The sequence below is a fragment of the Streptomyces sp. NPDC014882 genome (assembly GCF_043081325.1).
Lineage (GTDB): Bacteria > Actinomycetota > Actinomycetes > Streptomycetales > Streptomycetaceae > Streptomyces.
This window is the reverse complement of sequence record NZ_JBIBWL010000016.1, coordinates 147725-171386: the sequence shown is the minus strand read 5'-3', so window position 1 is coordinate 171386 and position 23662 is coordinate 147725. Positions and strand designations below refer to the sequence as shown.

The 23662-nt window shown below is 72.6% G+C and carries 26 protein-coding genes; 11 read left to right on the top strand and 15 right to left on the bottom strand.

Going from position 1 to position 23662, the window contains the following annotated elements:
* Positions 1–212, top strand: a 212-nt coding sequence (locus ACF09K_RS29750; RefSeq protein ID WP_392248399.1) for a hypothetical protein, incomplete at its 5' end; no start/stop codon positions are given.
* A 502-nt stretch (positions 213–714) separates the two neighbouring features.
* On the opposite strand, the gene ACF09K_RS29745 is transcribed toward ACF09K_RS29750, so the two are convergent.
* Both ACF09K_RS29745 and ACF09K_RS29740 read right to left on the bottom strand, forming a co-directional pair.
* Complete coding sequence (locus ACF09K_RS29745) at positions 715–1326, bottom strand: DNA-3-methyladenine glycosylase (RefSeq protein ID WP_392248398.1); 612 nt, start codon at positions 1324–1326, stop codon at positions 715–717.
* The gene (locus ACF09K_RS29740; protein ID WP_392248397.1) at positions 1253–1522 is read right to left on the bottom strand and encodes a hypothetical protein; all 270 of its coding nucleotides are present in this window, start codon (positions 1520–1522) and stop codon (positions 1253–1255) included. The genes ACF09K_RS29745 and ACF09K_RS29740 overlap by 74 nt, the downstream gene beginning before the upstream one ends.
* 252 nt (positions 1523–1774) lie before the next feature.
* Here ACF09K_RS29740 and ACF09K_RS29735 point away from each other — a divergent pair, with 252 nt between their 5' ends.
* The 3 genes from ACF09K_RS29735 (at position 1775) to ACF09K_RS29725 (ending at position 3859) form a co-directional block, all read left to right on the top strand.
* A complete protein-coding gene (locus tag ACF09K_RS29735; RefSeq protein WP_392248396.1) occupies positions 1775–2557 on the top strand; it encodes a sporulation protein in 783 nt (260 codons plus the stop codon).
* Positions 2558–2600: 43 nt separating this feature from the next.
* Complete coding sequence (locus tag ACF09K_RS29730) at positions 2601–3140, top strand: YbhB/YbcL family Raf kinase inhibitor-like protein (RefSeq protein ID WP_392248395.1); 540 nt, start codon at positions 2601–2603, stop codon at positions 3138–3140.
* A 212-nt stretch (positions 3141–3352) separates the two neighbouring features.
* Positions 3353–3859 (top strand): HNH endonuclease, encoded by a 507-nt coding sequence (locus tag ACF09K_RS29725; RefSeq protein WP_392248394.1) that lies wholly within the window; start codon positions 3353–3355, stop codon positions 3857–3859.
* Between the two features lie 108 nt (positions 3860–3967).
* Here ACF09K_RS29725 and ACF09K_RS29720 read toward each other — a convergent pair whose 3' ends face one another.
* From ACF09K_RS29720 to ACF09K_RS29710, 3 genes are all read right to left on the bottom strand, one after another.
* Positions 3968–4918, bottom strand: a complete 951-nt coding sequence (locus ACF09K_RS29720) for an SPFH domain-containing protein (protein WP_366060556.1) — start codon at positions 4916–4918, stop codon at positions 3968–3970.
* A gap of 140 nt (positions 4919–5058) precedes the next feature.
* Positions 5059–5490, bottom strand: a complete 432-nt coding sequence (locus ACF09K_RS29715; protein ID WP_392248393.1) for an NfeD family protein — start codon at positions 5488–5490, stop codon at positions 5059–5061.
* Between the two features lie 54 nt (positions 5491–5544).
* Positions 5545–6342 (bottom strand): ABC transporter ATP-binding protein, encoded by a 798-nt coding sequence (locus ACF09K_RS29710; RefSeq protein ID WP_392248392.1) that lies wholly within the window; start codon positions 6340–6342, stop codon positions 5545–5547.
* 156 nt (positions 6343–6498) lie between these two features.
* Here ACF09K_RS29710 and ACF09K_RS29705 point away from each other — a divergent pair, with 156 nt between their 5' ends.
* Positions 6499–7284, top strand: coding sequence for a hypothetical protein (locus tag ACF09K_RS29705; RefSeq protein WP_392248391.1), 786 nt, complete (start codon positions 6499–6501; stop codon positions 7282–7284).
* Positions 7285–7596: 312 nt separating this feature from the next.
* Here ACF09K_RS29705 and ACF09K_RS29700 read toward each other — a convergent pair whose 3' ends face one another.
* Together ACF09K_RS29700 and ACF09K_RS29695 are read right to left on the bottom strand one after the other, a co-directional pair.
* Positions 7597–8238, bottom strand: coding sequence for a response regulator (locus ACF09K_RS29700; protein ID WP_392248390.1), 642 nt, complete (start codon positions 8236–8238; stop codon positions 7597–7599).
* Positions 8231–9400 (bottom strand): GAF domain-containing sensor histidine kinase, encoded by a 1170-nt coding sequence (locus ACF09K_RS29695; RefSeq protein ID WP_392248389.1) that lies wholly within the window; start codon positions 9398–9400, stop codon positions 8231–8233. The genes ACF09K_RS29700 and ACF09K_RS29695 overlap by 8 nt, the downstream gene beginning before the upstream one ends.
* 220 nt (positions 9401–9620) lie before the next feature.
* Here ACF09K_RS29695 and ACF09K_RS29690 point away from each other — a divergent pair, with 220 nt between their 5' ends.
* The 3 genes from ACF09K_RS29690 to ACF09K_RS29680 all read left to right on the top strand — a co-directional run bounded on the left by ACF09K_RS29690 (position 9621) and on the right by ACF09K_RS29680 (position 12439).
* Entirely contained in the window at positions 9621–10319 is a 699-nt protein-coding gene (locus ACF09K_RS29690; protein ID WP_392248407.1) for an SDR family NAD(P)-dependent oxidoreductase, read from the top strand.
* On the top strand, positions 10316–11401 hold the full coding sequence (locus tag ACF09K_RS29685) for an S-adenosylmethionine:tRNA ribosyltransferase-isomerase (RefSeq protein WP_392248388.1): 1086 nt from the start codon (positions 10316–10318) through the stop codon (positions 11399–11401). The genes ACF09K_RS29690 and ACF09K_RS29685 overlap by 4 nt, the downstream gene beginning before the upstream one ends.
* A 303-nt stretch (positions 11402–11704) precedes the next feature.
* Positions 11705–12439 (top strand): transglycosylase SLT domain-containing protein, encoded by a 735-nt coding sequence (locus ACF09K_RS29680; protein ID WP_392248387.1) that lies wholly within the window; start codon positions 11705–11707, stop codon positions 12437–12439.
* Positions 12440–12551: 112 nt separating this feature from the next.
* Here the strand turns inward: ACF09K_RS29680 and ACF09K_RS29675 are convergent, their stop codons facing one another.
* Positions 12552–15089: an FHA domain-containing protein gene (locus ACF09K_RS29675; protein ID WP_392248386.1), complete on the bottom strand. Its 2538-nt coding sequence runs from the start codon at positions 15087–15089 to the stop codon at positions 12552–12554.
* A gap of 257 nt (positions 15090–15346) precedes the next feature.
* On the opposite strand from ACF09K_RS29675, the gene ACF09K_RS29670 reads away from it, so the two are divergent.
* A complete protein-coding gene (locus ACF09K_RS29670; RefSeq protein ID WP_392248385.1) occupies positions 15347–17317 on the top strand; it encodes a streptophobe family protein in 1971 nt (656 codons plus the stop codon).
* A gap of 1 nt (position 17318) precedes the next feature.
* Here the strand turns inward: ACF09K_RS29670 and ACF09K_RS29665 are convergent, their stop codons facing one another.
* On the bottom strand, positions 17319–17660 hold the full coding sequence (locus ACF09K_RS29665; RefSeq protein ID WP_392248384.1) for a hypothetical protein: 342 nt from the start codon (positions 17658–17660) through the stop codon (positions 17319–17321).
* Positions 17661–17842: 182 nt separating this feature from the next.
* Here ACF09K_RS29665 and serB point away from each other — a divergent pair, with 182 nt between their 5' ends.
* Positions 17843–19066 (top strand): phosphoserine phosphatase SerB, encoded by a 1224-nt coding sequence (gene serB, locus ACF09K_RS29660; protein ID WP_392248383.1) that lies wholly within the window; start codon positions 17843–17845, stop codon positions 19064–19066.
* Between the two features lie 77 nt (positions 19067–19143).
* Here serB and ACF09K_RS29655 read toward each other — a convergent pair whose 3' ends face one another.
* From ACF09K_RS29655 to ACF09K_RS29640, 4 genes are all read right to left on the bottom strand, one after another.
* Entirely contained in the window at positions 19144–19662 is a 519-nt protein-coding gene (locus tag ACF09K_RS29655; RefSeq protein ID WP_392248382.1) for a SixA phosphatase family protein, read from the bottom strand.
* 106 nt (positions 19663–19768) lie between these two features.
* The gene (locus tag ACF09K_RS29650; RefSeq protein ID WP_392248381.1) at positions 19769–19978 is read right to left on the bottom strand and encodes a hypothetical protein; all 210 of its coding nucleotides are present in this window, start codon (positions 19976–19978) and stop codon (positions 19769–19771) included.
* Positions 19979–20146: 168 nt separating this feature from the next.
* Entirely contained in the window at positions 20147–20263 is a 117-nt protein-coding gene (locus tag ACF09K_RS29645) for an SGM_5486 family transporter-associated protein (protein WP_356568251.1), read from the bottom strand.
* A gap of 52 nt (positions 20264–20315) precedes the next feature.
* Entirely contained in the window at positions 20316–21620 is a 1305-nt protein-coding gene (locus tag ACF09K_RS29640; RefSeq protein ID WP_392248380.1) for a CynX/NimT family MFS transporter, read from the bottom strand.
* An 81-nt stretch (positions 21621–21701) separates the two neighbouring features.
* Here ACF09K_RS29640 and ACF09K_RS29635 point away from each other — a divergent pair, with 81 nt between their 5' ends.
* A complete protein-coding gene (locus tag ACF09K_RS29635; RefSeq protein ID WP_392248379.1) occupies positions 21702–22391 on the top strand; it encodes a FadR/GntR family transcriptional regulator in 690 nt (229 codons plus the stop codon).
* On the opposite strand, the gene ACF09K_RS29630 is transcribed toward ACF09K_RS29635, so the two are convergent.
* Positions 22372–22728 (bottom strand): hypothetical protein, encoded by a 357-nt coding sequence (locus ACF09K_RS29630; RefSeq protein ID WP_392248378.1) that lies wholly within the window; start codon positions 22726–22728, stop codon positions 22372–22374. The two genes, ACF09K_RS29635 and ACF09K_RS29630, sit on opposite strands and share 20 nt — an antisense overlap.
* Positions 22729–22890: 162 nt before the next feature.
* A complete protein-coding gene (gene fabI, locus ACF09K_RS29625; RefSeq protein WP_392248377.1) occupies positions 22891–23658 on the bottom strand; it encodes an enoyl-ACP reductase FabI in 768 nt (255 codons plus the stop codon).
* Positions 23659–23662: the final 4 nt, after the last annotated feature.

Sequence of the window (23662 nt, the reverse complement as noted above, 5' to 3'; positions counted from 1 at the left end):
TCCGACTCTATCAGACCGTTTCCCGGCCCGATCTCCTCGGCGCTTTCCAGAATCCCGCGCTTTTCTTCGCGGTTTCCTTTCCGGCGGTTCCGACTTTATCAGATCCTTTCGGTTCCGATTCCCTGTCGGCGGGATTCGCCTTGGGCTTCCGGCTTTCGCCTGTCGGCCTTTCGACATTCACTACGTTAGCCGATTCCCTCGCCGACTCATAATCGAGCTTCGTCAGGTTCGAATTCAGACATGCGAGCACGTCGAATTCGACCCCGCTGAGGGGCGTCGTAGGTAGTGGGTTGGCCGCTTCCGGCTGCTGGCGAATGCCGTACCCGGTTCAAGCGGCTCGGGCTACGTTACGCCCCTGTCCAAGGCGAGTCAACTTCGGCAGTGCCCGGGCGCACGGGCCCGGCAGAAGCTCACGACGGTCGGGCCGCCGACGCCTCCGTGCCGTCAGGGGGCGGACCCCCGTCACCGGGGCCCCGGTACGTTCCTGGGGAGTCGGCGGCGGCCGGCCGTCGACGTGCACCGCCGGCTGCTCGTCGTTGTGCACGGTGACCGTGGTCCCGGCGGTGCGGAAGAACGCGCAAGCGGGCGTCCCTCCACCCGTCCGGCCCGAGTCGGCGCGCACCGCGCGCCACGCTCGCGGGCGATCGCGCGTCTTCGGGCCCACCGCTTTGCGGCGTCTCGTCGGCAGGCCGCGAGCAAGGCGCACGGGGCGGCTCAGCCTGCGGCGGACGGCTTGGCTCTCGGGCTCAGCCGGTACGCCGAAACCGTCGGGTCACCGGCGAGGTAGAAGCGGTGCTGCCAGTCGTGGGCTTTGCTCACGCCCACCCGAGGACCGATCCGGATGAGTGCCGCGGGTACCGGCTCGCCCTCGGACAGCGCGACCGCGGCGCCTGCCAGGAGATCTGCGCCGTTGTGCTCCGCCGTGATGCCGAGCGCTTGGCAGAAGTTTCCCGGCCCCCGCGCGAGACGCGGACTCTCGACCGTGCCCCCTCGCCGCTCGCGTGCCAGGTCCTCCCCCTCGATGACCCTGCCTGCCCGGATGAGGACGGCTGAAGCGATGCCGTCCGTCCCGGTGACGATGTTGGCGCACCAGTGGAGACCGTGGGACCGGTAGACGTACATGTGTCCCGCCGGTCCGAACATGACGGCGTTGCGGGGTGTCTTGCCCCGGTGGGCGTGGGAGGCGGGGTCGGCCGCACCGGAGTACGCCTCGGTCTCCGTGATGGTGATGCTCACGGTTCCTTCGGGGGTCTCATGGGTGAGGACGGCACCGAGCAGCTTGGGCGCGACCTCTTCCGCGGGGTGGGCAAGGTTCTCGACGTTCACGCTGACCGCCTTGACATGGATGGGTGGAGTGGACGTACACGTGTCCGGGAGGGCCGGAACTCACGCTGTCGGGGGCGGTGCGTTCGCGGGAGGCGTGGGAGTCCGGGTCGTTCGGGCCGTCGTGGGCCTCGGCCTCGGCGGGATCCGGGGGGATCGGGCCGGCCGGGGTGATCGGGCCGGCCGGGGCGGCGCGCACGACGAGGTGGCCGAGGAGATCGGGGCGGCCTCCGGAACGGGGCGCTCGAAGAAGGTCCTGGGCAGGGGCGTACGGTCGGGGGTCGCGATCATGCCCTCCGAGCGTAAAGGGGAGACGGTCGGTGCGCCGGGGTGGCCAGTGGGCACCCGGCTTGCCAGGGTGGGGTGCGGAACCGGTTCCTGCCGGAATGCGTTTGTAGGGATCAAGGGGCAGGGATCAAGGATCCCGTCGTAGAGGTCTAGAGGGAGAGTCATGGCGTTCAAGAAGCTGCTCGCGAGTCTCGGGGCCGGTGGGGCCTCGGTCGAGACGGTGCTGACCGAGGTCAACGTCGTTCCGGGTGGCGTGGTGCAGGGCGAGGTGCGGATCCAGGGCGGGTCCGTGAACCAGCAGATCGAGGGACTGTCCGTCGGGCTCCAGGCCAAGGTCGAGGTCGAGAGCGGCGATCAGGAGTACAAGCAGGACATCGAATTCGTCAAGCAGCGGCTCGGAGGCGCCTTCGAGCTCCAGGCGGGCGCGGTGCACGCCGTGCCGTTCGGCCTGGAGATCCCGTGGGAGACGCCGATCACGATGATCGACGGGCAGGCCCTGCGCGGGATGAACGTCGGGGTGACCACCGAGCTGGAGATCGCGCGGGCCGTGGACTCCGGTGACCTCGACCCGGTGAACGTGCACCCGCTGCCGGTGCAGAAGGCGATCCTGGACGCCTTCCTCCGGTTGGGCTTCCGCTTCAAGAACGCGGACCTGGAGCGCGGTCACATCCGGGGTACGCGGCAGAAGCTGCCGTTCTACCAGGAGATCGAGTTCTTCCCGCCGTCGCAGTACCACGGTCTGCACCAGGTCGAGGTGAGCTTCGTCGCCGACGAGCACACGATGGACGTCGTGCTGGAGATGGACAAGAAGCCGGGGCTGTTCAGTGAGGGCAGCGACACCTTCCGTTCCTTCCAGGTCGGGCTGAACGACTACCAGGGGACCGACTGGGCGGCGTACCTCAACCAGTGGCTGTCCGAGGTCGGCAGCAAGCGCAACTGGTTCTAGGCTCGGAACCACTGACTCCAGAACCGATGCAGGAGGTACCGAGGTGACCGAGCTCAAGCGGCGGCCGCTCCCCCACGACTTCCATCCGCCCGTGCCGTCGTTCACCGTGACGAGCAAGGACGTCGAGGAGGGCGCGACCCTCAAGGGCGACCAGGTCCAAGCGGACGGGAACACCTCGCCGCACCTGCGGTGGGAGGGTTTCCCGCCGGAGACCGAGAGCTTCGCGGTGACCTGTTACGACCCCGACGCGCCGACGGGCAGCGGCTTCTGGCACTGGGTCCTGTTCGACATCCCCGCCTCGGTGACCGAGCTTCCGGCGGGGGCCGGCGGCGGCAGGTTCGAGGGTCTGCCCGAAGGCGCCGTCCACGCGCGCAACGACTACGGGACGAAGGACTTCGGCGGGGCCGCCCCGCCGCCCGGGGACGGCCCGCACCGGTACGTCTTCACGGTGTACGCGGTGGACCGGGAGAAGCTCGGTCCGGACGCGGACGCCTCTCCCGCCGCCGTCGGGTTCAATCTGCGCTTCCACACGCTCGCGCGGGCCCAGTTGATCGGGGAGTACGAGAACCCCGCCGCGGGCTGAGCCGGGCCCCCGCCGGGCCATCTCATCGTTCATTCAACGTTTGCCCGTCCCTGGTCTTGGAAGTGATCAGGGGCGGGCATTTTGTTGTCGGGGGCGCGGGGGGCATCCCCCGTGGGAGCAGCAGATATTGCGTTGTCCATCTCGGCGTGCCCGGCCAGAGTTGTTCCCAGCCCGCCAGGGGGTGGGCCGGTGCACACGGGAGGTGGGCTGGTATGCGGGACACGCTGGTACTCAACGCGAGCTTCGAGCCGCTGTCGACGGTGACGTTGAACCGAGCCGTCGTTCTGGTGCTTCAGGACAAGGCCGTCGTCGAGCAGGCCCACCCCGAACTGCGGATGCGGGGAGCCGAGGTGGACATACCGGCGCCCCGGATCATCAGGCTGTGCAGGTACGTACGGGTGCCGTTCCGAAGACAAGCTCCGTGGTCGCGGCGGGGTGTGCTGGTCCGGGACCGGCACCGGTGCGCCTACTGCGGCCGCCGGGCGACCACGGTGGACCACGTCGTGCCGCGGGCCCAGGGCGGCCAGGACTCCTGGCTCAACACGGTCGCCTCGTGCGCGGAGGACAACCACCGCAAGGCGGACCGGACTCCGGAGCAGGCGGGTATGCCGCTGCTGCGGCAGCCGTTCGAGCCGACCCCGCAGGACGCGATGCTGCTCGCCCTGGGGCAGGAGGACCTGGCCGCGCTGCCGGAGTGGCTGACCACGGACGCGGCGTAGCTCTACGGGCAGAGCGTGTGGCGTGCGCCGTCTCGCCGTGGCTGCGACGAACAGTTCCCCGCAGTCCTCGAAGGGCTGCGGGGAACCGGTGGTTTCAGGGGGGCGTCGTCAGTCGATCGACGGCTTCTCGCGGCGTTCCCTCGGGCTGTCCGAGCCGCCGCCGTTGGAGCCCGAACCGCCGCCCATGGGGCCGAAGTTGCCCATGGCGCCGGACAGTCCCTTGAGGGCGTCGCCGATTTCGCTGGGGACGATCCAGAGCTTGTTGGCGTCGCCCTCGGCGATCTTCGGGAGCATCTGGAGGTACTGGTAGGAGAGCAGCTTCTGGTCCGCGTCGCCGGCGTGGATCGCCTCGAAGACCGTGCGGACGGCCTGGGCCTCGCCCTCGGCGCGCAGGGCGGCGGCCTTGGCCTCGCCCTCGGCCTTGAGGATGGCGGACTGCTTCTCGCCCTCCGCGGTGAGGATGGCGGCCTGGCGCGTGCCCTCGGCGGTGAGGATCGCGGCGCGCTTGTCCCGGTCGGCGCGCATCTGCTTCTCCATCGAGTCCTGGATGGAGGTCGGGGGCTCGATCGCCTTCAGCTCCACGCGGTTGACGCGGATGCCCCACTTGCCGGTGGCCTCGTCGAGCACTCCGCGCAGGGCCGCGTTGATCTCCTCGCGGGAGGTCAGGGTGCGTTCCAGGTCCATGCCGCCGATGATGTTGCGCAGGGTGGTGACGGTGAGCTGCTCGATCGCCTGGATGTAGCTGGCGACTTCGTAGGTCGCGGCGCGGGCGTCGGTCACCTGGTAGTAGATGACGGTGTCGATGTTGACGACCAGGTTGTCCTGGGTGATGACCGGCTGCGGCGGGAACGGGACGACCTGTTCCCGCAGGTCGATGCGGTTGCGGATGGTGTCGATGAACGGGACGACGATGTTGAGGCCCGCGTTGAGCGTCCGGGTGTAGCGGCCGAACCGCTCCACGATCGCGGCGCTCGCCTGTGGGATGACCTGGATCGTCTTGATCAGGGCGATGAAGACCAACACCACCAGGATGATCAAGACGATGATGACCGGTTCCATCGTGCTCCCCGTACCCTTCTCCGCCTCGGCGCTTTCGGAAGATCTTAGGCTTGTCGAAGATCTTTCTGGTCGAGTGTGACAGACCGTCGTCCGGCTCGTGGGGTGTTCGGTTCACTTGCGTGGTGCGGTAGTTGGCCGGGTCAGAGGACGATCGCCGTGGCCCCCTCGATGTCCACGACGTCGACCTCCTGCCCGACTTCGTAGGTGCGGTCGGTGTCGAGAGCGCGCGCCGACCAGATCTCCCCGGCGAGCTTGATGCGTCCGCCCGAACCGTCGACCCGTTCCAGCACGACGGCCTGCTTGCCCTTCAACGCGTCGACGCCGCTGGCGAATTGGGGCCGCTGGGCGCTGTGCCTGGCCGCGATGGGCCGTACGACGGCGATGAGGGCGACGGAGACGACCACGAAGACGAGTACCTGGGCGACCACGTCGAAGCCGAGGGCGGCCGCGACGGCCGCGGCCACCGCGCCGACCGCGAACATGCCGAACTCCGGCATCGCGGTGACCACCAGAGGGATTCCGAGCGCTGCCGCGCCTACGAGCCACCACACCCACGCGTCGATGTCGTCCACGCGTTCATGGTAGGTCCGACGGGTGTGCGACCGACAGGGCGCGAACGGGGGCGGTCAGGACAGCGGCAGGCCCTGGGCGGTCCAGCGGTCGCCGACCTGTTCCACGACGAGGGGGAGGCCGAAGCAGCGGGAGAGGTTGCGGGAGGTCAGTTCGAGTTCGACCGGTCCGGCGGCGAGGACCTTGCCCTGACGGATCATGAGGACGTGCGTGAAGCCGGGGGCGATCTCCTCGACATGGTGCGTGACCATGATCATCGAGGGGGCGATCGGGTCGCGGGCGAGGCGGCCGAGTCGGCGGACGAGGTCCTCGCGGCCGCCGAGGTCGAGGCCGGCGGCCGGCTCGTCCAGCAGCAGCAGTTCGGGGTCGGTCATCAGGGCGCGGGCGATGAGCGTGCGCTTGCGCTCGCCCTCGGAGAGGGTGCCGAACCTCCGGTCCAGGAACTCGGTCATGCCGAGGCGGTCGAGGAAGGCGCGGGCGCGCTGTTCGTCGATCTCCTCGTAGTCCTCCTGCCAGCTGGCCGTCATGCCGTACGCGGCGGTCAGGACGGTCTGCAGGACGGTCTGGCGCTTGGGGAGCTTGTCGGCCATGGCGATGCCGGCCATGCCGATGCGGGGGCGCAGCTCGAAGACGTCGGTGCCGGGCGTGCCGAGGGTCTCGCCGAGGATGGTGGCGGTGCCGCTGCTGGGGTAGAGGTAGCTGGAGGCGACGTTCAGCAGGGTCGTCTTGCCGGCTCCGTTGGGGCCGAGGATGACCCAGCGCTCGCCTTCCTTGACCGACCAGGAGACCTGGTCCACCAGAGCCCGGCCCTCGCGGACCACGGATACGTCCTGAAGCTCCAGAACATCGCTCATGAGCGCGTTGTCTCCCCTTGCAGTGTGGCCGGTCTCGGTTGTCGCGTACGCCTGTGGCTCGGACCGCCGCGCGCGGGTGGGCGCGGCCCCTCCAGGAAAATCTACGCCACCGGCCGGGTGGGCCGTTCCATCGGTCCGGTCCTTAGGCTGGGGGGCATGCTCTCTGAACCGCGCTCCGGTCGCCTCGCCGCTTGGGGAAATGCGCTTTTGGCCGGACTCGTCTCTCCGGACGACGCCGTACTCGCCGTCGTCGGGGAGGACGCCGTGCACCGGGTGGAGGGGCTGCCCGGCGAGTCCGCGCCCGTCGGGCTCACGTTCGCGCTCGGACGGCTGCGGGCGCTCGGGGTGCGGGGGCTGCGGGTGGCGCTGCCGGCGCCGGGGCATCCGCTGGGGCTGAGCGGGCCGCCGGAGTTCAACGCGCGGGCGCTGGAGGCCGAGGAGGCGGTGGTCTGTCACGGCGCCGCGCTCGGGTTGGTGCCGGAGGTGTCCGAGGCCGGTCCCGCGGGCGATGTGCACGTCGAGGTGACGTGGCACTGCCTTCCGGTGCGGGAGGCTCCGCCGGCGGACGTGCCGTCGCTGGGCGAGGCCGAGCGGGAGCTGGCGGAGGCGCTGCGGGACGCCACGGCCGTGCTGGCGCGGCTGGACGTGGCGGGCTCGGGGCCGGTGGCCGAGGCGGCGATCGACGCGTACCGGGCGCGGGCGGAGCGCGGGCGGGAGGTGCTGGCGCCGGGGTACCCGCCGCGCGCGGTGCGGGTGCTGGAGCTGGCGCAGCGGGTGGGGCTGCTGGTGTCGCTCGCCCGGGACAACGGGCACGGGGGCGCGGTGAGCGCTTCGGAGATGGGGGCTCGGGTGGCCGCGTTGCGGCCGGTGGAGCGGACGGGGCGGCGGGCGCAGGTGGCCGCGTACAACGCGTACGTGGAGGAGCGCGAGCGGGAACGGTGACGTGTCCGCGCGGGGCGCGGACGGGTGGCCGGGGCGCGGGACGCGAGTCGGGTGACCGGCGGCATCCGTCGGGGCGCGGGGCGCGGGACGGGTGACCGGTACGCGAGAACGGTGGCCCGCACCCGAGACGCGAACCCGGCGCACGGAGCGCGGGACAGGTTGCCGCGTCGGCGACCGGCGGCATCCCTCGGGGCGGCTGACGCGGGACCGGTGACCGCTACGCGAGACCGCTGGCCCGCACCCGAGGCGCGAGACCGGTGGCCGGGGCGAGCGCGGTGCCCCCGTCGGCGACCGGCCGCGCGCCGGGTGTGGTCAGCCCGCCATGCCGTGGCGCACGGCCCACAGGGCGGCCTGGGTGCGGTCGGCGAGGTCGAGCTTCATCAGGATGTTGGAGACGTGGGTCTTGACGGTCTTCTCGGACAGCACGAGGGCTCGGGCGATCTCCCGGTTGGAGCGGCCGTCCGCTATCAGGCCGAGGACCTCGCGCTCCCGCTCGGTGAGCGAACCACCCCTCCCCTGGCCGGAGTTGGCCTGGTCCTGGGAGAGCAGGGCGTCGGCGACCTCGGGCTGGAGCAGGATGTGGCCGGCGTGGACCGAGCGGATGGCGCCGGCCAGCGCGTCGGGGTCCACGTCCTTGTAGACGTACCCGGCGGCGCCCGCGCGCAGGGCGGGCACCACCGTGCGCTGCTCGGTGAAGCTGGTGACGACGAGGACGCGGGCGGGGTTGGCCAGTTCCCGGAGCCTCCGGAGGGCCTCCACGCCGTCCGTGCCCGGCATCTTGACGTCCATCAGGACGACGTCGGGCCTCAGCTCCTCGGCGCGGGCGACTCCCTCGGCACCGTCGGACGCCTCCCCGACAACCTCGATGTCGTCCTGGACCTCCAGGAAGGTGCGCAGGCCCCGGCGGACGACCTGGTGGTCGTCGACGAGCAGCACCTTGATCACGTCAGCCACCGGGGGCCTCCATCTCGATCGTGGTGCCCCGGCCGGGCGCCGATCGCACCGTCAGGCTGCCGCCGACCCCGCCGGCCCGGTCCCGCATGGAGACCAGGCCGAGGTGGCGGCCGGCCCTGCGGACCGTCGTGGGGTCGAATCCGCTGCCGTCGTCCACGACGCGCAGGACCGTGTCCGGGCCGCGCTTGTGGAGGGTCACCTCGACGTGCTCGGCGCCGGAGTGGCGCAGCGCGTTGTGCAGGGCCTCCTGGGCGACGCGCAGGAAGGCCTCCTCCTGGGCGGCGGGCAGGGCCCGGACGCCGTGGCCGGTGAAGGTCACGCGCGCGGAGTGGGCGCGGTCCAGGACCTGGATCTGGGTGCGGAGGGTGGCCACCAGGCCGTCCTCGTCGAGGGCGGCGGGGCGCAGCTCGACGACGGCGGCCCGCAGTTCGTCGGTGGCCTCGGCGGCGAGGACGGCGACCTGCTGGAGTTCGCCCTTGGCGCGGGCGGGGTCGCGGTCGACGAGGGTGGCGGCGGCCTGGGCGGTCAGGCGCAGGGAGAAGAGCTTCTGGCTCACCGCGTCGTGCAGTTCGTGGGCGAGCCGGGAGCGCTCCTCGACGATGGTGAGTTCGCGGCTGCGCTCGTACAGGCGGGCGTTGGTGAGGGCGATCGCGGCGTGCTGGGCGAGGATCGCGAGGAGTTCCTCGTCGTCCTCGGTGAAGCCGCAGCCGCCGGTGGGCTCGGAGCGCGGCGGGTACGCCCCGTCGGGGCACCGTTTGTTCGCGAGGAACAGGGCGCCTATGACCTCGTCGCCGTCGCGGACGGGCAGGCCCAGGAAGTCGGACATCTCCGGGTGGGCGGCCGGCCAGCCCTCGAAGCGCGGGTCCTCGCGGACGTCGGCGAGGCGCTCGGCCTTGGCCTCGTGCAGCATCGCCGCCAGGATGCCGTGCTGCCGGGGCAGCGGGCCGATGGCCTTCCACCGGTCCTCGTCGACCCCGTCGACGACGAACTGGGCGAAGCCCCCGTGGTCGTCGGGGACGCCGAGTGCGGCGTACTGCGCGTCGAGCAGCTCGCGCGCCGAGGCGACGATCGTCTTGAGGACGTCGCGCACCTCGAGGTGCCTGCTCATGGCCAGCAGCGCGGAACTGACCGCGGCGAGGCCGGACCGGGGGCCTTGGCTCATGTCCTCACGGTACCGGCGGGGTGCGACGGCGGGCATCGGTCCCGTGGCGCGGCGGGGTGGGCCGCGGGACCTAGGACCGCCGCGGGTCCGAGGTCCCCGGTCCGGGGGCGTACGCCGAAGGGCCCCGGTGGGCCCCGTCCCGCGTCCGAGGCGGGCGGGGGTGGCGCGTTCCTACGGTGAGGGCACCGCCGAGCGGCGGGTCGACGAGGGGACGGTTGTCATGCCGGTTGCGATCATCACGGGTGCCTCGAAGGGACTGGGCCGGGCGCTCGCCGGGGCCCTGGCCGCCCGGGGCTGGGACCTGGTGCTGGACGCCAGGACGGCCGGGGCGCTGAAGGAGGCGGCCGCCGCGGTCGCGGAGCACGGGACCAGGGTGGAGGCGCTCGCCGGGGACGTGACCGACCCCGCGCACCGGAGCGCGCTGGTGGCGGCCGCCCGGCGGTTCGGCGGGTGCCGGCTGCTGGTGAACAACGCGAGCGCGCTGGGCGCCGAGCCGCTGGTGCGGCTGGCGGAGCTGCCCCTGGAGGGGCTGCGGCGGGCCCTGGAGGTGAACGTGGTGGCGGCGCTGGGGCTGGTGCAGGAGGCGCTGCCGCTGCTCCGCGCGGCGCCGGACGGCGCGGTGATCACGGTCAGTTCGGACGCGGCGGTCGAGGCCTACGCCACGTGGGGCGGGTACGGGGCGTCGAAGTCGGCTCTCGACCGGCTCGCGGCGGTGCTCGGCGAGGAGGAGCCGGAGCTGCGGGTGTGGGCGGTGGACCCCGGGGACATGGCGACCGACCTGTACGCGGCGGCCGTACCGGAGGACGACGGGGCGCGGCCGGAGCCGGACGGGGTGGTGCCGGCCTTTCTGCGGCTGCTGGACGAGCGGCCCCCCAGCGGACGCCACGGGGCACAGGCCCTGCTGGAGGGACGGCGATGACGCTCGCCCTTCAGGTGCCCGAGGAGTTGTCGGCGCGGGTTCCGGCCGAGCAGCGCGGGCCCGGCCGCGACCGGGACTCCGTACGGCTGCTGGTGTCGCGAGGGAGCGAGCCGGCGCACCACGTGTTCCGGGAGCTGCCGGGGCTGCTGCGGGCCGGGGACCTGCTCGTGGTGAACACCTCGCCGACACTGGCCGCCGCCGTGGACGGGCGGATCGGGCACGCGCGCGTGGTGGTGCACTTCTCCACGCGCGGGGACGACGGACGGTGGGCGGTCGAGCTGCGGGAGCCCGACGGGCGGGGCACCACGCGCCCGCGCGCGGGAGGGCCGGCCGGGACGGAGGTGCGGCTGCCCGCCGGGGTGCGGCTGGTGCTGGAGGAGTCGCCGGGCGGGCCCGGGGGGCGGTTGTGGTGGGCTCGGGTGGCCGGGGGGACGGTGCCGGGGCTGCTGCGGGAGCACGGGCGGCCCATCCGGTACTCCTACACGGACCGGGACCAGCCGCTGTCGGCGTACCAGACGGTGTTCGCGCTGCAGGCGGCCGACGGGGCGGGCAGCGCGGAGATGCCGAGTGCGGCGCGGCCCTTCACGGCCCGGCTGGTGACGGAGCTGGTCAGCCGGGGGGTGCAGTTCGCGCCGGTCACGCTGCACACCGGGGTGGCCTCGGCGGAGGCGCACGAGCCGCCGTATCCGGAGCGGTTCGCGGTGCCCGCGGGGTCGGCCCGGCTGATCAACGCGGCGCGGGCGGGAGCCGGGCGGGTCGTCGCGGTGGGGACGACCGCCGTCCGGGCGGTGGAGTCGGCGGTGGGTGCCGACGGGGTCGTCCGCGCGCGTGCGGGGTGGACGGACCTCGTCGTGACCCCCGAGCGCGGGGTGCGGGTGGTGGACGGGCTGCTGACCGGGCTGCACGAGCCGCAGGCTTCGCATCTGCTCATGCTGGAGGCGGTGGCCGGGCGGGCCGCGATCGACCGCGGTTACGCGGAGGCGCTGCGGGGTTCCTACCTGTGGCACGAGTTCGGGGACCTGCACCTCCTGCTGCCCGCGGAAGTCGCTCACACAAATCGCCCCATCGGTGACGTATGGTGACAAAACCTCGCCACCCCTGTGAGCCCGCACATAGGGTGCACATCACGTACTAAAGGAGATAGAAGTCAAAAGGCCCCTTGTGAACGGGACAGATAGCCTGATCTGTCCCGTTTTGCCCACCCCCGATCCACTACCGGGGATCGTACGTCACACCTTTGCCTGGGCATTTTGCGGCCGCTAACAATGGCTCCCGTCGCTCAGTACCGCGGTTCCTGATCCGCGGCGCTCGTGCCGAGAAGCACCCGCTGTCCGTCGTCGGACGAAGTGAGCGACCTCCGCGCTATTCGAAGAGGTCCTTCCGCCATGCCCAAGAACACTCGCAAGATCGCGCTCGCCGGTGTCGCCACGCTCGGCGCCGCCGCCGTCGCTTTCACCGCGGTTCCGGCCGACGGTCAGACGACCACGACGGACTCCCTCCCCTCGTCCCGCGTGGCCTACAGCTCCGAGCAGGTGCACGACGTCAAGGCCGGCGTGACCGGCTTCCAGGCCGGCGCCGCCCTGAAGGTCGAGGCCATCGAGGCCAGGCAGAAGGCCGCCGCCGACGCGGTGGCCGCGAAGAAGGCGGCCACCACCGCCGCGGCGCAGAAGAAGGCGGCCGCCGCTGCCGCCGCGAAGAAGGCGGCCGCGAAGAAGGCCGCCGCCGCGCGCGCGGCCAAGGCCGCCGCGAACCGGTCCGCCCAGCGTCCCGTGGTCGAGCAGGCCGCCGTCAAGAGCTACCCGAACAACCTCGACGGCTGGATCCGCGAGGCCCTCGGTATCATGAAGAAGAAGGGCATCCCGGGCTCCTACCACGGGCTGCACAAGAACATCATGCGCGAGTCCTCGGGCAACCCGCAGGCCATCAACGACTGGGACATCAACGCCATCAACGGCATCCCGTCGAAGGGCCTGCTCCAGGTGATCCCGCCGACCTTCAAGGCGTACCACGTCCCGGGCACGTCCTGGAACATCTACGACCCGGTCGCCAACATCACCGCCGCCGCCAACTACGCGGCCGACCGGTACGGCACGATCGACAACGTCAACAGCGCGTACTGAGCGTCCCGGCTCCCGCCCGGCCCTCCGTGAGCCGGGCCCCCGCACGCGCCGAAGGGCGGCACCCCTCCCTGACCGGGGGTGCCGCCCTTCGGCGTCGTACGACCGCTCGCGCCTACTTGCGCATGACCTCGGGCTCGTGGCGGCGCAGGAACCGGGCCACGAAGAAGCCGCAGATCACGCCGAGGACGATCAGGGCGGCCATGTCCAGGCCCCAGGCGCCGACGGTGTGCTCCCACAGCGGGTCGTTGTCGGCGCCCTTCTCGGGCGGGCTGATCTTGTTGAAGTCCAGCGTGGCGCCCGCGGCGGCGACCGCCCAGCGCGACGGCATCAGGTACGAGACCTGGTTGGCGCCGATCGAGCCGTTCAGGGCGAACAGGCAGCCCGTGAACACGACCTGGACGATGGCGAACATGACCAGCAGCGGCATGGTCTTCTCGGACGTCTTCACCAGTGAGGAGATGACCAGACCGAACATCATCGAGGTGAAGCCCAGCCCCATGATCGGCAGGGAGAGCTCCAGCAGCGGGGCGCCGCCGAAGATCAGGCCCTCCTGCGGGATCTCACGACTGGCGAAGCCGATGACACCGACCAGCAGGCCCTGGAACACGGTGATCAGACCGAGCACGAACACCTTGGACATCAGGTAGGCCGAGCGGGACAGGCCGGTCGCGCGCTCCCGCTCGTAGATCACCCGTTCCTTGATCAGCTCGCGGACGGAGTTCGCCGCGCCCGAGAAGCAGGCGCCGACGGCGAGGAGCAGCAGCACGGTGCTGGCCGTGCCGTTGGGGACGATCCGGCCGCTCTGCGGGTTGACCCCGTTGGGCAGCAGGCCCCGGTCCGGGTCGATGAGCAGGCTCACCGCGCCGATCACGGCCGGCAGGACCACCATCAGGCCCAGGAAGCCCTTGTCGGAGACGATCACCGACACGTAGCGGCGCACCAGGGTGACGAACTGGGACATCCAGCCCTGCGGCTTCGGCGGCCGCATCGCCTGCATCGGCGTCATCGACACGGACTGCGGCGCGATGGCGTCGATGTCCGCGGCGTACATCTGGTAGTGCTGCGAGCCCTTCCAGCGGCCCGCCCAGTCGTAGTCGCGGTAGTTCTCGAAGGCGGAGAAGACGTCGGCCCAGCTGTCGTAGCCGAAGAAGTTCAGCGCCTCCTCGGGCGGGCCGAAGTAGGCCACGCTGCCGCCGGGCGCCATCACGAGCAGCTTGTCGCAGATGGCGAGTTCGGCCACCGAGTGCGTGACCACGAGGACCGTGCGGCCGTCGTCGGCGAGACCGCGCAGCAGCTGCATGACGTCGCGGTCCATGCCCGGGTCGAGGCCGGAGGTCGGCTCGTCGAGGAAGATCAGCGAGGGCTTGGTCAGCAGCTCCAGGGCGACCGACACGCGCTTGCGCTGGCCGCCGGAGAGGGAGGTGACCTTCTTGTCCTTGTGGATGTCCAGCTTCAGCTCGCGCAGCACCTCGTCGATGCGGGCGTCGCGCTCGGCGGCCGTGGTGTCGGCCGGGAAGCGGAGCTTGGCCGCGTACTTGAGGGCCTTCTTGACGGTCAGCTCCTTGTGCAGGATGTCGTCCTGCGGGACCAGACCGATGCGCTGGCGCAGCTCGGCGAACTGCTTGTAGAGGTTGCGGTTGTCGTAGAGGACGTCGCCCTGGTTGGCGGGCCGGTAGCCGGTGAGGGCCTTGAGCAGGGTGGACTTGCCGGAGCCGGACGGGCCGATGACCGCGATCAGCGACTTCTCCGGGACGCCGAAGGAGACGTCCTTCAGGATCTGCTTGCCGCCGTCGACCGTCACGGTCAGGTGGCGCGCGGAGAAGGAGACCTCACCGGTGTCGACGAACTCCTCGAGCCGGTCGCCGACGATCCGGAACGTCGAGTGGCCGACGCCCACGACGTCGGTGGGGCCGAGCAGTTGCGAGCTGCCCTTGGCGATCGGCTGGCCGTTGACGTACGTGCCGTTGTGCGAGCCGAGGTCGCGGATCTCCATGCGCCCGTCGGGCGTCGAGTGGAACTCGGCGTGGTTGCGCGAGACCTGGAGGTCGGACACGACCAGGTCGTTCTCCAGGGCACGGCCGATGCGCATGACGCGGCCGAGGGAGAACTGGTGGAACGTGGTCGGGCTGCGGTCGCCGTGGACCGGCGGCGCCCCCGCGCCGACGCCGGGGCCCTGCTGGGGCGGAACGGGCGCGCCGGTCTTCCGCGGCGGCTCCCATCCGGGCTGCGGCCCCTGCTGCTGGGGCACCTGCTGGGGCACCTGTTGCTGCGGCACCTGTTGCGGTGGAGCCTGCTGCGCCCAGCCGGGGTTCGCGGCCTGGGCGGCGTACGGCTGCTGCGGCTGCGCGACCGCCGCCTGCGCGGCGGAGAGGTTCAGGCGCGGCCCGTCGGTGGCGTTGCCCAGGTGGACCACCGAGCCGGGCCCGATGTCCACCTGCTGGACGCGCCGGCCCTGGACGAACGTCCCGTTGGTGCTGCCGTGGTCCTCCAGCATCCAGCCGCGGCCGTCGAAGCTGACCGTGGCGTGGCGCCACGAGACCCTGGCGTCGTCGAGGACGACGTCCCCCTGCGGATCCCGTCCGAGGGTGTATGACCTGGACGGATCCAGCGTCCAGGTGCGTCCGTTCAATTCCAGTACGAGTTCCGGCACTCCATGCCCCACTGAGTAGTCCCCCGAGTTACCCCCATCGCAGGGAGTCTAGGGATGTCGAACATCGTCGGGAACTATTTCAGGCGCGGCCCCCTGACCGAAAGTCGGGCCTTGCGAAGGGGCGCGCGCGGGCTCACGCCGTCTCGTCGGGCGTTTCCGTTGACGGGGTGGAAACCCGGCCGGACAGTGGTAAACGCACGCGAGGGGGGCGGAAGCGGTGATCTTCGCCGCTGCGCATCGCGGATCGGGGGGTCTGCATGAGTACCGGCACGGGTGTCGGGCACGGCACGGGCGCGGCGTACGGCGAGGGGGTGCCGTGGCCGGACGTGCTGCTGTCCGCGATCGCCGCGGTGAGCTGGGCGTTGATCGGGATGGCGGGGACGGCGGCGCTCGGTCTGCATCTGCTGGGGGCGGACGCCGTGGGTTCGCCGGTGCCGATGACGGCGGCGGTCGTGGCGCTGGGCGTCGGCGGTTCGGTGACGCCGTCGGGCGATGTGTCCACGTTCGGCCTGACGGGCGCGGAGGCGGACACCGCCGTCGAGATCACGCCACTGGGCGTGGGCCTGGTCGGGGCGGTGCTGCTGTCGTGGTTCTTCCTGCGGTCCCTGCGCGCGGCCGGGGTCGTGGTCGCGCCGGCCGAACTCCTGGCGCGCGCGGGCACGGTGGTCGCGCTGTTCCTCGCCGCGCTGGGCGGGCTGGCCTGGGCCGGGCACGACGTCATCACCCTCGACGGCGGGGCGCTGGGGCCGGCCGGCCTGCCCGGCGGCGGGGGTGGCGTCGAGGTCCCCGGGCCGGGCGGTCTCGGGGACGTCGGCGGACTGCTGCCCGACCGGCTGGGGGATCTCGTCGACGCGCGGGCCGCGGTCGGATTCACCGTCGACACGTCCGCGACACTGCTCGGCGGACTGGTCTGGTCGGCCGGGGTGCTGCTGATCGCCCTGCTGGCCGCACGCCGTACGCCGCTGCCGCCCGGCTGGGACGCCGTGCACCGGGTGGTGCGGCCCGCGGTCTCCGCCCTCGTCACGGTGCTGCTGGTGGCGGTGGCCGCCGGGTTCGCGGCGGCGGTGTACGCGGCGATCGGTGACGACCGTCCGAGGCGGATCGTGGGGGCGGCGCTGCTCGGGGCGCCCAACGGGGTGTGGCTCGGCGTGGACGTCGGTCTGTTCGTGCCGTGGGACGGCCGGGCGACGGGGGTTCTGACGCGTGTGCTGCCCGATCCGCTCGACGACCTGCTGGGCGACGGCGCCGAGGGGCCGGTGACGCTGGGCCGGCTGGCCGAACTGGACGGCCGGGTGTGGCTGTTGGGGATCTCGGCGGCGGTGATGCTGCTGCTGGCGGGGGTGTTGACGGCGGTGCGGAGCCCGGTGGGCCGGGCGGGGGCGGCCGCCGCGGTCGAGGGTTCCGGGGCGGCCGACGGTTCCGGGGCGGTACGGGGTGCGGGGGGTGCCGGGTTCGTGGGGTGGTGTGCGGTGCGGCTGGGGGTGGTGACCGCGGTGGCGCTGCCGTTGCTCGCCCGGCTGACGGACGTGTCCGTCGGCGCCTCCCTGTCCGTGCTCGGGTTCGACGCCTTCGGCGCCGGCGTGGAACTGCACGGCCGCCTCGGCACGGCCGTGCTGCTCGGGGCCGCGTGGGGGGCCGGCGCCGGGGCGGCCGGGGCGCTCCTCGCCCGGGCGGCCGGAGCAGCGGGGACACGGGCGGCGGCACCGGCGTGGCACGGCCTCGCGGCGGGGCCCGGAGGCGAGGGTGCGGCACCGACGTCGCACCGCCTCCCGGCGGGGGGCGCCGGCGAGCGGGCCGCACCGGCGTGGCATGGCCTCGCGGCGGGGCCCGGAGGCGAGGGTGCGGCACCGACGCCCGGGCCGGGCGGCCCGCCTGCGGGCGGGGGCGGCCCGGGGCGGGCGACCGGGGGGTCCGGCAGCCCCCGGGCGACGGACGGCCGCTCCGGGCCGTACGTGCCGGGTGCGCCGTACCGGCCGCCGAACCCCGCCACCAATCCGTACCTGCGGCTGCCGGAGGGGCCGGGGGGACCGGAGGCTTCGCGGCTCGGGCACGATCCGTACGACGCGCCGACGGTGGCGGGCCCCGTGGAACCTCCCGCCCGGCCGCCCCGGCGTCCGCCGGGGCCCCCGCGCTCCCGGGAGCGGTCGCCGGACGCCGACGGTCCCGCGCCGCCGCCTCCTCCCCTGTCCCCGCCCCCGCCCCCGGACGGCCCGGGCGGGGGCCGGTGAGTCACGTCCCGGGAAGGTCGACACAGAAGGGGACGGTCAGTGCGACGGCCATGGCGACGGGCCCCAGCAGCGCGAACCGGGCGGAGGGGGCGAGACGCTCGACGCCGGGCGCGAAGTACAGGGGCGTCAGTACGGCCGCGCCGATGCCGACCTGGAGCAGGGTGACCTCCAGCCACGGCAGCATCCATCTCGGCGACTGTCCCCAGGCGACGGAGAAGACGGGCAGGAGAACGAGGGGGCCCCACACGATCAGCGCCGTGAGGCCCCAGAAGAGCAGGGCGAGGGCGAGGCAGAGGGGCGAGTCGCCGATGTCGCGGGGCACGACGTTCCGTTTCACGTTCACGGAGGCAGCCTGCGGCCGGTGGCCGGTCGGCGGCATGAGTACCGGTACTCGTCCGGGGACCCGCCGGTCACTAGGTACCGTTCCTCCAGGTGATCGCCACGCGGACGACACCCACTGTTCAGTGTCCGCCAGCCGGACCTGGGCGGCGGAAGGCACAGGGTGCCGGATACGGTGGAGACACCATGAGCGCTTCGCAGACCTCGCCGACCGGGTCCTCCGACGTCCCCACTCTCCTTGTCAAGATCTTCGGCAAGGACAGGCCGGGCATCACGGCCGGCCTCTTCGACACCCTTGCCGCCTACTCCGTCGACGTGGTCGACATCGAGCAGGTCGTCACCCGCGGCCGCATGGTGCTGTGCGCGCTCGTGACCGAGCCGCCGCACGGGCTGGAGGGTGACCTGCGGTCGACCGTCCACAGCTGGGCGGAATCGATGAAGATGCAGGCGGAGATCATCTCCGGTCTCGGTGACAACCGGCCGCGCGGCCTCGGACGGTCCCTGGTCACCGTGCTCGGGCATCCGCTCACCGCGCAGGCCACGGCCTCCGTCGCCGCCAGGATCACCAAGGTCGGCGGCAACATCGACCGTATCTTCCGGCTGGCCAAGTACCCGGTCACCGCCGTCGAGTTCGCCGTCTCCGGGGTGGAGACCGGACCGCTGCGCACCGCGCTGGTCACCGACGCCGCGGCACTGGGTGTCGACGTCGCCGTCGTGGCCGCGGGTCTGCACCGGCGCGCCCAGCGGCTGGTCGTCATGGACGTCGACTCCACGCTGATCCAGGACGAGGTGATCGAGCTCTTCGCGGCGCACGCCGGCTGTGAGGACGAGGTCGCCGAGGTGACGGCGGCGGCGATGCGGGGCGAGCTGGACTTCGAACAGTCGCTGCACGCCCGGGTGGCGCTGCTGGCGGGGCTGGACGCCTCGGTCGTGGAGAAGGTGCGCGCCGAGGTGCGGCTGACGCCGGGCGCGCGCACGCTGATCCGGACCCTGAAGCGGCTGGGCTTCCAGGTGGGTGTCGTCTCCGGCGGCTTCACCCAGGTCACCGACGACCTGAGGGAACGGCTGGGTCTGGACTTCGCGCAGGCCAACACCCTGGAGATCGTCGACGGGAAGCTGACCGGCCGGGTCACCGGGGAGATCGTGGACCGCGCGGGCAAGGCGCGGCTGCTGCGCCGGTTCGCCGCGGAGGCGGGCGTGCCCCTGTCGCAGACGGTGGCGATCGGCGATGGAGCCAACGATCTGGACATGCTGAACGCGGCCGGTCTCGGGGTCGCCTTCAACGCCAAGCCCGTGGTGCGGGAGGCCGCGCACACGGCGGTGAACGTGCCCTTCCTGGACACCGTCCTGTACCTGCTGGGCGTCACCCGGGAAGAGGTCGAGGCGGCGGACACCCACGACGAGGAGTGACGAGGGGGAGAGCTCCTCGTCCGGACGGGCGGGCGAGGCCCGGCGTGCCGCCGGGCCTCACATGTGCCGTACCGGTGTCACTCGGACGGCGCCCAGTAGTCGGTGAGCGTGGCGGCGCCCGGCTCCAGGGACTTCCAGGAGCCGTCGAAGGTCGTGACGGCGAAGGCCGCGGCGGGGAAACCGCGGCGGGTCACCCGCTCGCGCGCGTCGCCTTCGGCGGCACCGGAGAGGATGTCCGCGAGTCCCTGGACGCCCGGGTTGTGACCGATCAGGAGGACGTTGCGCACGTCGTCCGGGGTTTCGTTGAGCAGGGCGATCAGTTCGCCCGGTGAGGCCTCGTAGATCCGCTCCTCGTAGACCGTCCTGGGCCGGTGGGGGAACTCGTGCACGGCGAGCTTCCACGTCTCGCGCGTGCGGGTCGCGGTGGAGCACAGGGCCAGGTCGACGGGGATGCCGGTGTCGGCCAGCTTGCGTCCGGCGACGGCCGCGTCCAGGCGGCCCCGCTCAGCGAGCGGTCGCTCGTGGTCGGTCACCTGTGGCCAGTCGGCTTTCGCATGCCGGAAGAGGACGATCCTGCGGGGTTCTGCGACGCTCATGACTCCCAGCTTCGCATGAAACAGGCCACGAGGCGCAGGGAGTTGACATGCGTCTTCACCTGGGAACGGGGCGTGAGGCGTGCGTCCGGGGCGTGACCGCCGGGGCCTATCGCGCGACGAGCTGCCGTACGCGGTCGACGAGGTCGGTGATCGCCGGGTCGCCGGATGCCGCCTGGGCGTCGGCGGGGTTCAGTATCAGCGCGAGGAGGGCCACGAAGGCCAGGGTCGGCAGGGCCAGGGCCCACCAGGGCAGCCGGGTGCCGACGCCGCTGCCCTGAGCGACCGGGTGGGTCCGGGTGTGCGTGGGGGCCGGCATGGGTGCCTCCGCTGGTCTTCGAGGGGTTCCGGCCGCGTCGCGCGGCCACATCTCGAAGGTACGGACCCGGCGGCCGGCGTCCCATCCGGTGATCCACCCACTTGACCCTGACCCTGGCCCCCTAGGGGACAGGGGGGTTAACCCCACCCCCGCTCCGGCGGGGGCGCGTCAGGGCGAGGCGATGGTGGCGATGATCCCGATGATCACAAAAATGAGGAGGAACGAGCCGAAGACGATCAGCATCTTCTTCTGGCCGTTCTCGGGGTTCGGGTCGAGCACTGGCATGCGCCCAGTCTCGCACCCGGCGCACCGGACGGCCCCCGCGGGGTCGGCGGGGTCAGCGGGCGGCCTCGTCCTCCACCGTGCGGTCGCGGCCGGCCAGGACGCCCACCGCCATCTGCGGGACCATCAGCGCCGCCATCAGCGCCAGGGGCAGGCCCCAGCCGCCGCTGTGCTGGTAGAGCACGCCGACCAGCAGCGGACCGGGGATGGAGAGCAGGTAGCCGGCGCTCTGCGCGAAGGCGGACAGCTGGGCCACTCCCCCGCCGGTCCTGGCCCGCATCCCGACCATGGTGAGGGCCAGCGGGAAGGCGCAGTTGGAGACGCCGAGGAGCAGGGCCCAGGCCCAGGCGCCGGCGGCGGGCGCGAGGTGCAGACCGGCGTACCCGGCGAGGCCGCACAGGCCGAGCGCGACGACGATCGGGCCCTGGTGCGGCAGCCGGGTCGCCAGGCGCGGGATGACGAAGGCGAGCGGCACCCCCATGACCATGGTGACGGCCAGGAGCAGTCCGGCCGTGCTCGCGGGTACGCCCGCGTCGCGGAAGATCTGCGGCATCCAGCCCATGGTGATGTACGCGGCCGTGGCCTGGAGCCCGAAGAAGACGGCGAGCGCCCAGGCGGTGCGGCTGCGGGTGATGCGCAGCACGGGGGCGTCCTCCGCGCGGCCGCCCCCGGTACGGCCGCCCTCCGCGCGCGCGGGGGACGGCGCGGCGGGCGTCGCCCCGCGCTCGCGGGCCAGCGGCAGCCACGCGAGCACGGCGGCCGCCGCCGGCCCGGCCCACACCGCCAGCCCGGACCGCCAGCCGCCGCCGAGCGCGTCGGTCACGGGCACGGTGACCGCGGCGGCGGCCGAGGTGCCGAGGGCGAGGGCCATCGAGTACAGGCCGGTCATGGAGCCGACCCGGTCGGGGAACCAGCGCTTGACGATGACCGGCATGAGGACGTTGCCGACGGCGATGCCCATCAGGGCGAGGGCGCTGGCGGCGAGGAAGCCGGCCGTACCGCCCGCGTACGGGCGTATCAGCAGGCCCGCGGTGATGGCGGCCATGCCGGCGCAGACGACCGCGCCGGCGCCGAAGCGGCGGGCGAGGCGGGGCGCCGTGACACCGAAGACGGCGAAGCAGAGCGGGGGCACGGAGGTGAGGAGGCCGGCCACGCCGCCGCTCATGCCGAGTCCCTCGCGGACCTCTTCGAGGAGGGCGCCGAGGCTGGTGATGGCGGGGCGGAGGCTGAGGGCGGCCAGCACGACGCCCACGACGACCAGGCGGGCCGTCCACGCGCGCGGGGCGGTCGGTGGGGGCGCCGGGCGGTGGCCGGTCGCGGGGGCCGCGTCGCGCGTGCTCGTGGTGTCCTTGCTCGCCATCCGGCCATCATAGAATCATGGGATGATTGGCTGTCCATCCCCAGGAGCCCGGTCCCGGCCCCGCCCGTGCGAAGGTGTGCCATGCCCCTGAGCCATCCCCGCCGCTCGGCGCTGTCCGAGCAGGTCATCGCCGCGCTGCGCACCCAGATCACCTCGGGGGAGTGGCCGGTCGGCTCGCGCATCCCGACGGAGCCCGAGCTGGTCGGGCAGCTGGGGGTGGCCCGCAACACCGTCCGCGAGGCCGTCCGCGCGCTCGCGCACAACGGGCTGCTGGACATCCGTCAGGGCTCGGGCACCTACGTGGTGGCGACCAGCGAGCTGGCGGGCGTGATGCACCGCCGCTTCGCGGACGCGGACCCGCGGCACATCGCGGAACTGCGCGCCACCCTGGAGTCGGGTGCGGCACGGCTGGCGGCCGAGCGGCGCACGGAGAAGGACCTCGGCCAGCTGGAGACCCTGCTGCTGCGCCGTGAGGAGGCGTGGGAGTCGGGTGACGCCGAGGCCTTCGTCGCGGCGGACGCGACGTTCCACCTGGCGGTGGTGGCCGCCTCCCACAACGACGCGATGACGGCCGTGTACGCCGACCTGGGCGAGGTCCTGCGGGACTGGCTGCGCGAGGACGTCGGCGGGGAGCTGACGCCGGAGGCGCGCATGGACCACGCCCGGCTGGTCGACGCGATCCGCGCGGGGGACGCGGAGACGGCCGCCGTCGAGGCCGCGAGCTATCCCTTCCTGTGCCGGCCCGGGCGGTTCACACCCGCTGGTGGCTGACCCAGACCGCCCCGACCTCCTTCCAGCAGCGCCCGGTCAGCCGCATGGTCACGGCCGGTCCGGCGTCGGCGGGGGGGCCGTCCGTGTCGAGGTCCCACCAGCGCGCGCACTCGATGTGCAGGCGCACCCGGTCGACGGCGGCGTAGGGGTTGTGGCAGTAGGCGGTCACCTCCGACCCGTCGACGGTGGTCCGGCACTCCGCGCCGAACAGGTCCTCGGGTGCTGCGGCGGCGGCGGGCCGCGCCGGCACGCGCGCGTGGGACAGCGCGTCGTACGGCAGCGACAGGACGAGGCAGACGGCGACGGTCGGTGGGGCCACGCTGCGGAACAGGCGCACAAAGAGACCTCCTCGGCCGGGCTGGGGAGGAAAGCGCTTGACGGACGCGCACTTCAGCGTGGCGCGTACGGGTGCTCCGCCGCCCGGCCGGATACGCCGAACGGGTGACGCCCCGCCTCCCGCGCGAGGCGGGCGGCGGGGCGTCGGGGACGTGCCGGTGGATCAGGCGCCGATGGCGTGCAGGCCGCCGTCCACGTGGATGATCTCGCCGGTGGTCTTCGGGAACCAGTCGCTCAGCAGGGCGACGATGCCGCGGCCGGCCGGCTCGGGGTCCTTCAGGTCCCACTCCAGCGGGGAACGGGTGTCCCACACGGCGGCCAGGTCGCTGAAGCCCGGGATGGACTTGGCGGCCATGGAGCCGAGCGGGCCCGCGGAGATGAGGTTGCAGCGGATCTTCTGCTTGCCCAGGTCACGGGCGATGTAGCGGCTGGTGGCCTCCAGCGCGGCCTTGGCCGGGCCCATCCAGTCGTACTGCGGCCAGGCGTACTGCGCGTCGAAGGTGAGGCCGACGACGGAGCCGCCGTTCTGCATCAGCGGCAGGCAGGCCATGGTGAGCGACTTCAGGGAGTACGCCGAGACGTGCATGGCCGTGGCGACGGACTCGAAGGGCGTGTTGAGGAAGTTGCCGCCGAGCGCGTCCTGCGGCGCGAAGCCGATGGAGTGCACGACGCCGTCGAGGCCGCCCAGCTCCTCGCCGACGACGTCGGCGAGCCGGCCGAGGTGCTCGTCGTTGGTCACGTCCAGCTCGATGACCTTGGTGGGCTTGGGCAGCTTGCGGGCGATGCGCTCGGTCAGGGTGGGCCGCGGGAAGGCGGTGAGGATGATCTCCGCGCCCTGCTCCTGGGCCAGCTTGGCGGCGTGGAAGGCGATGGAGGACTCCATCAGCACACCGGAGATCAGGACGCGCTTGCCCTCGAGAATTCCGCTCATGGTG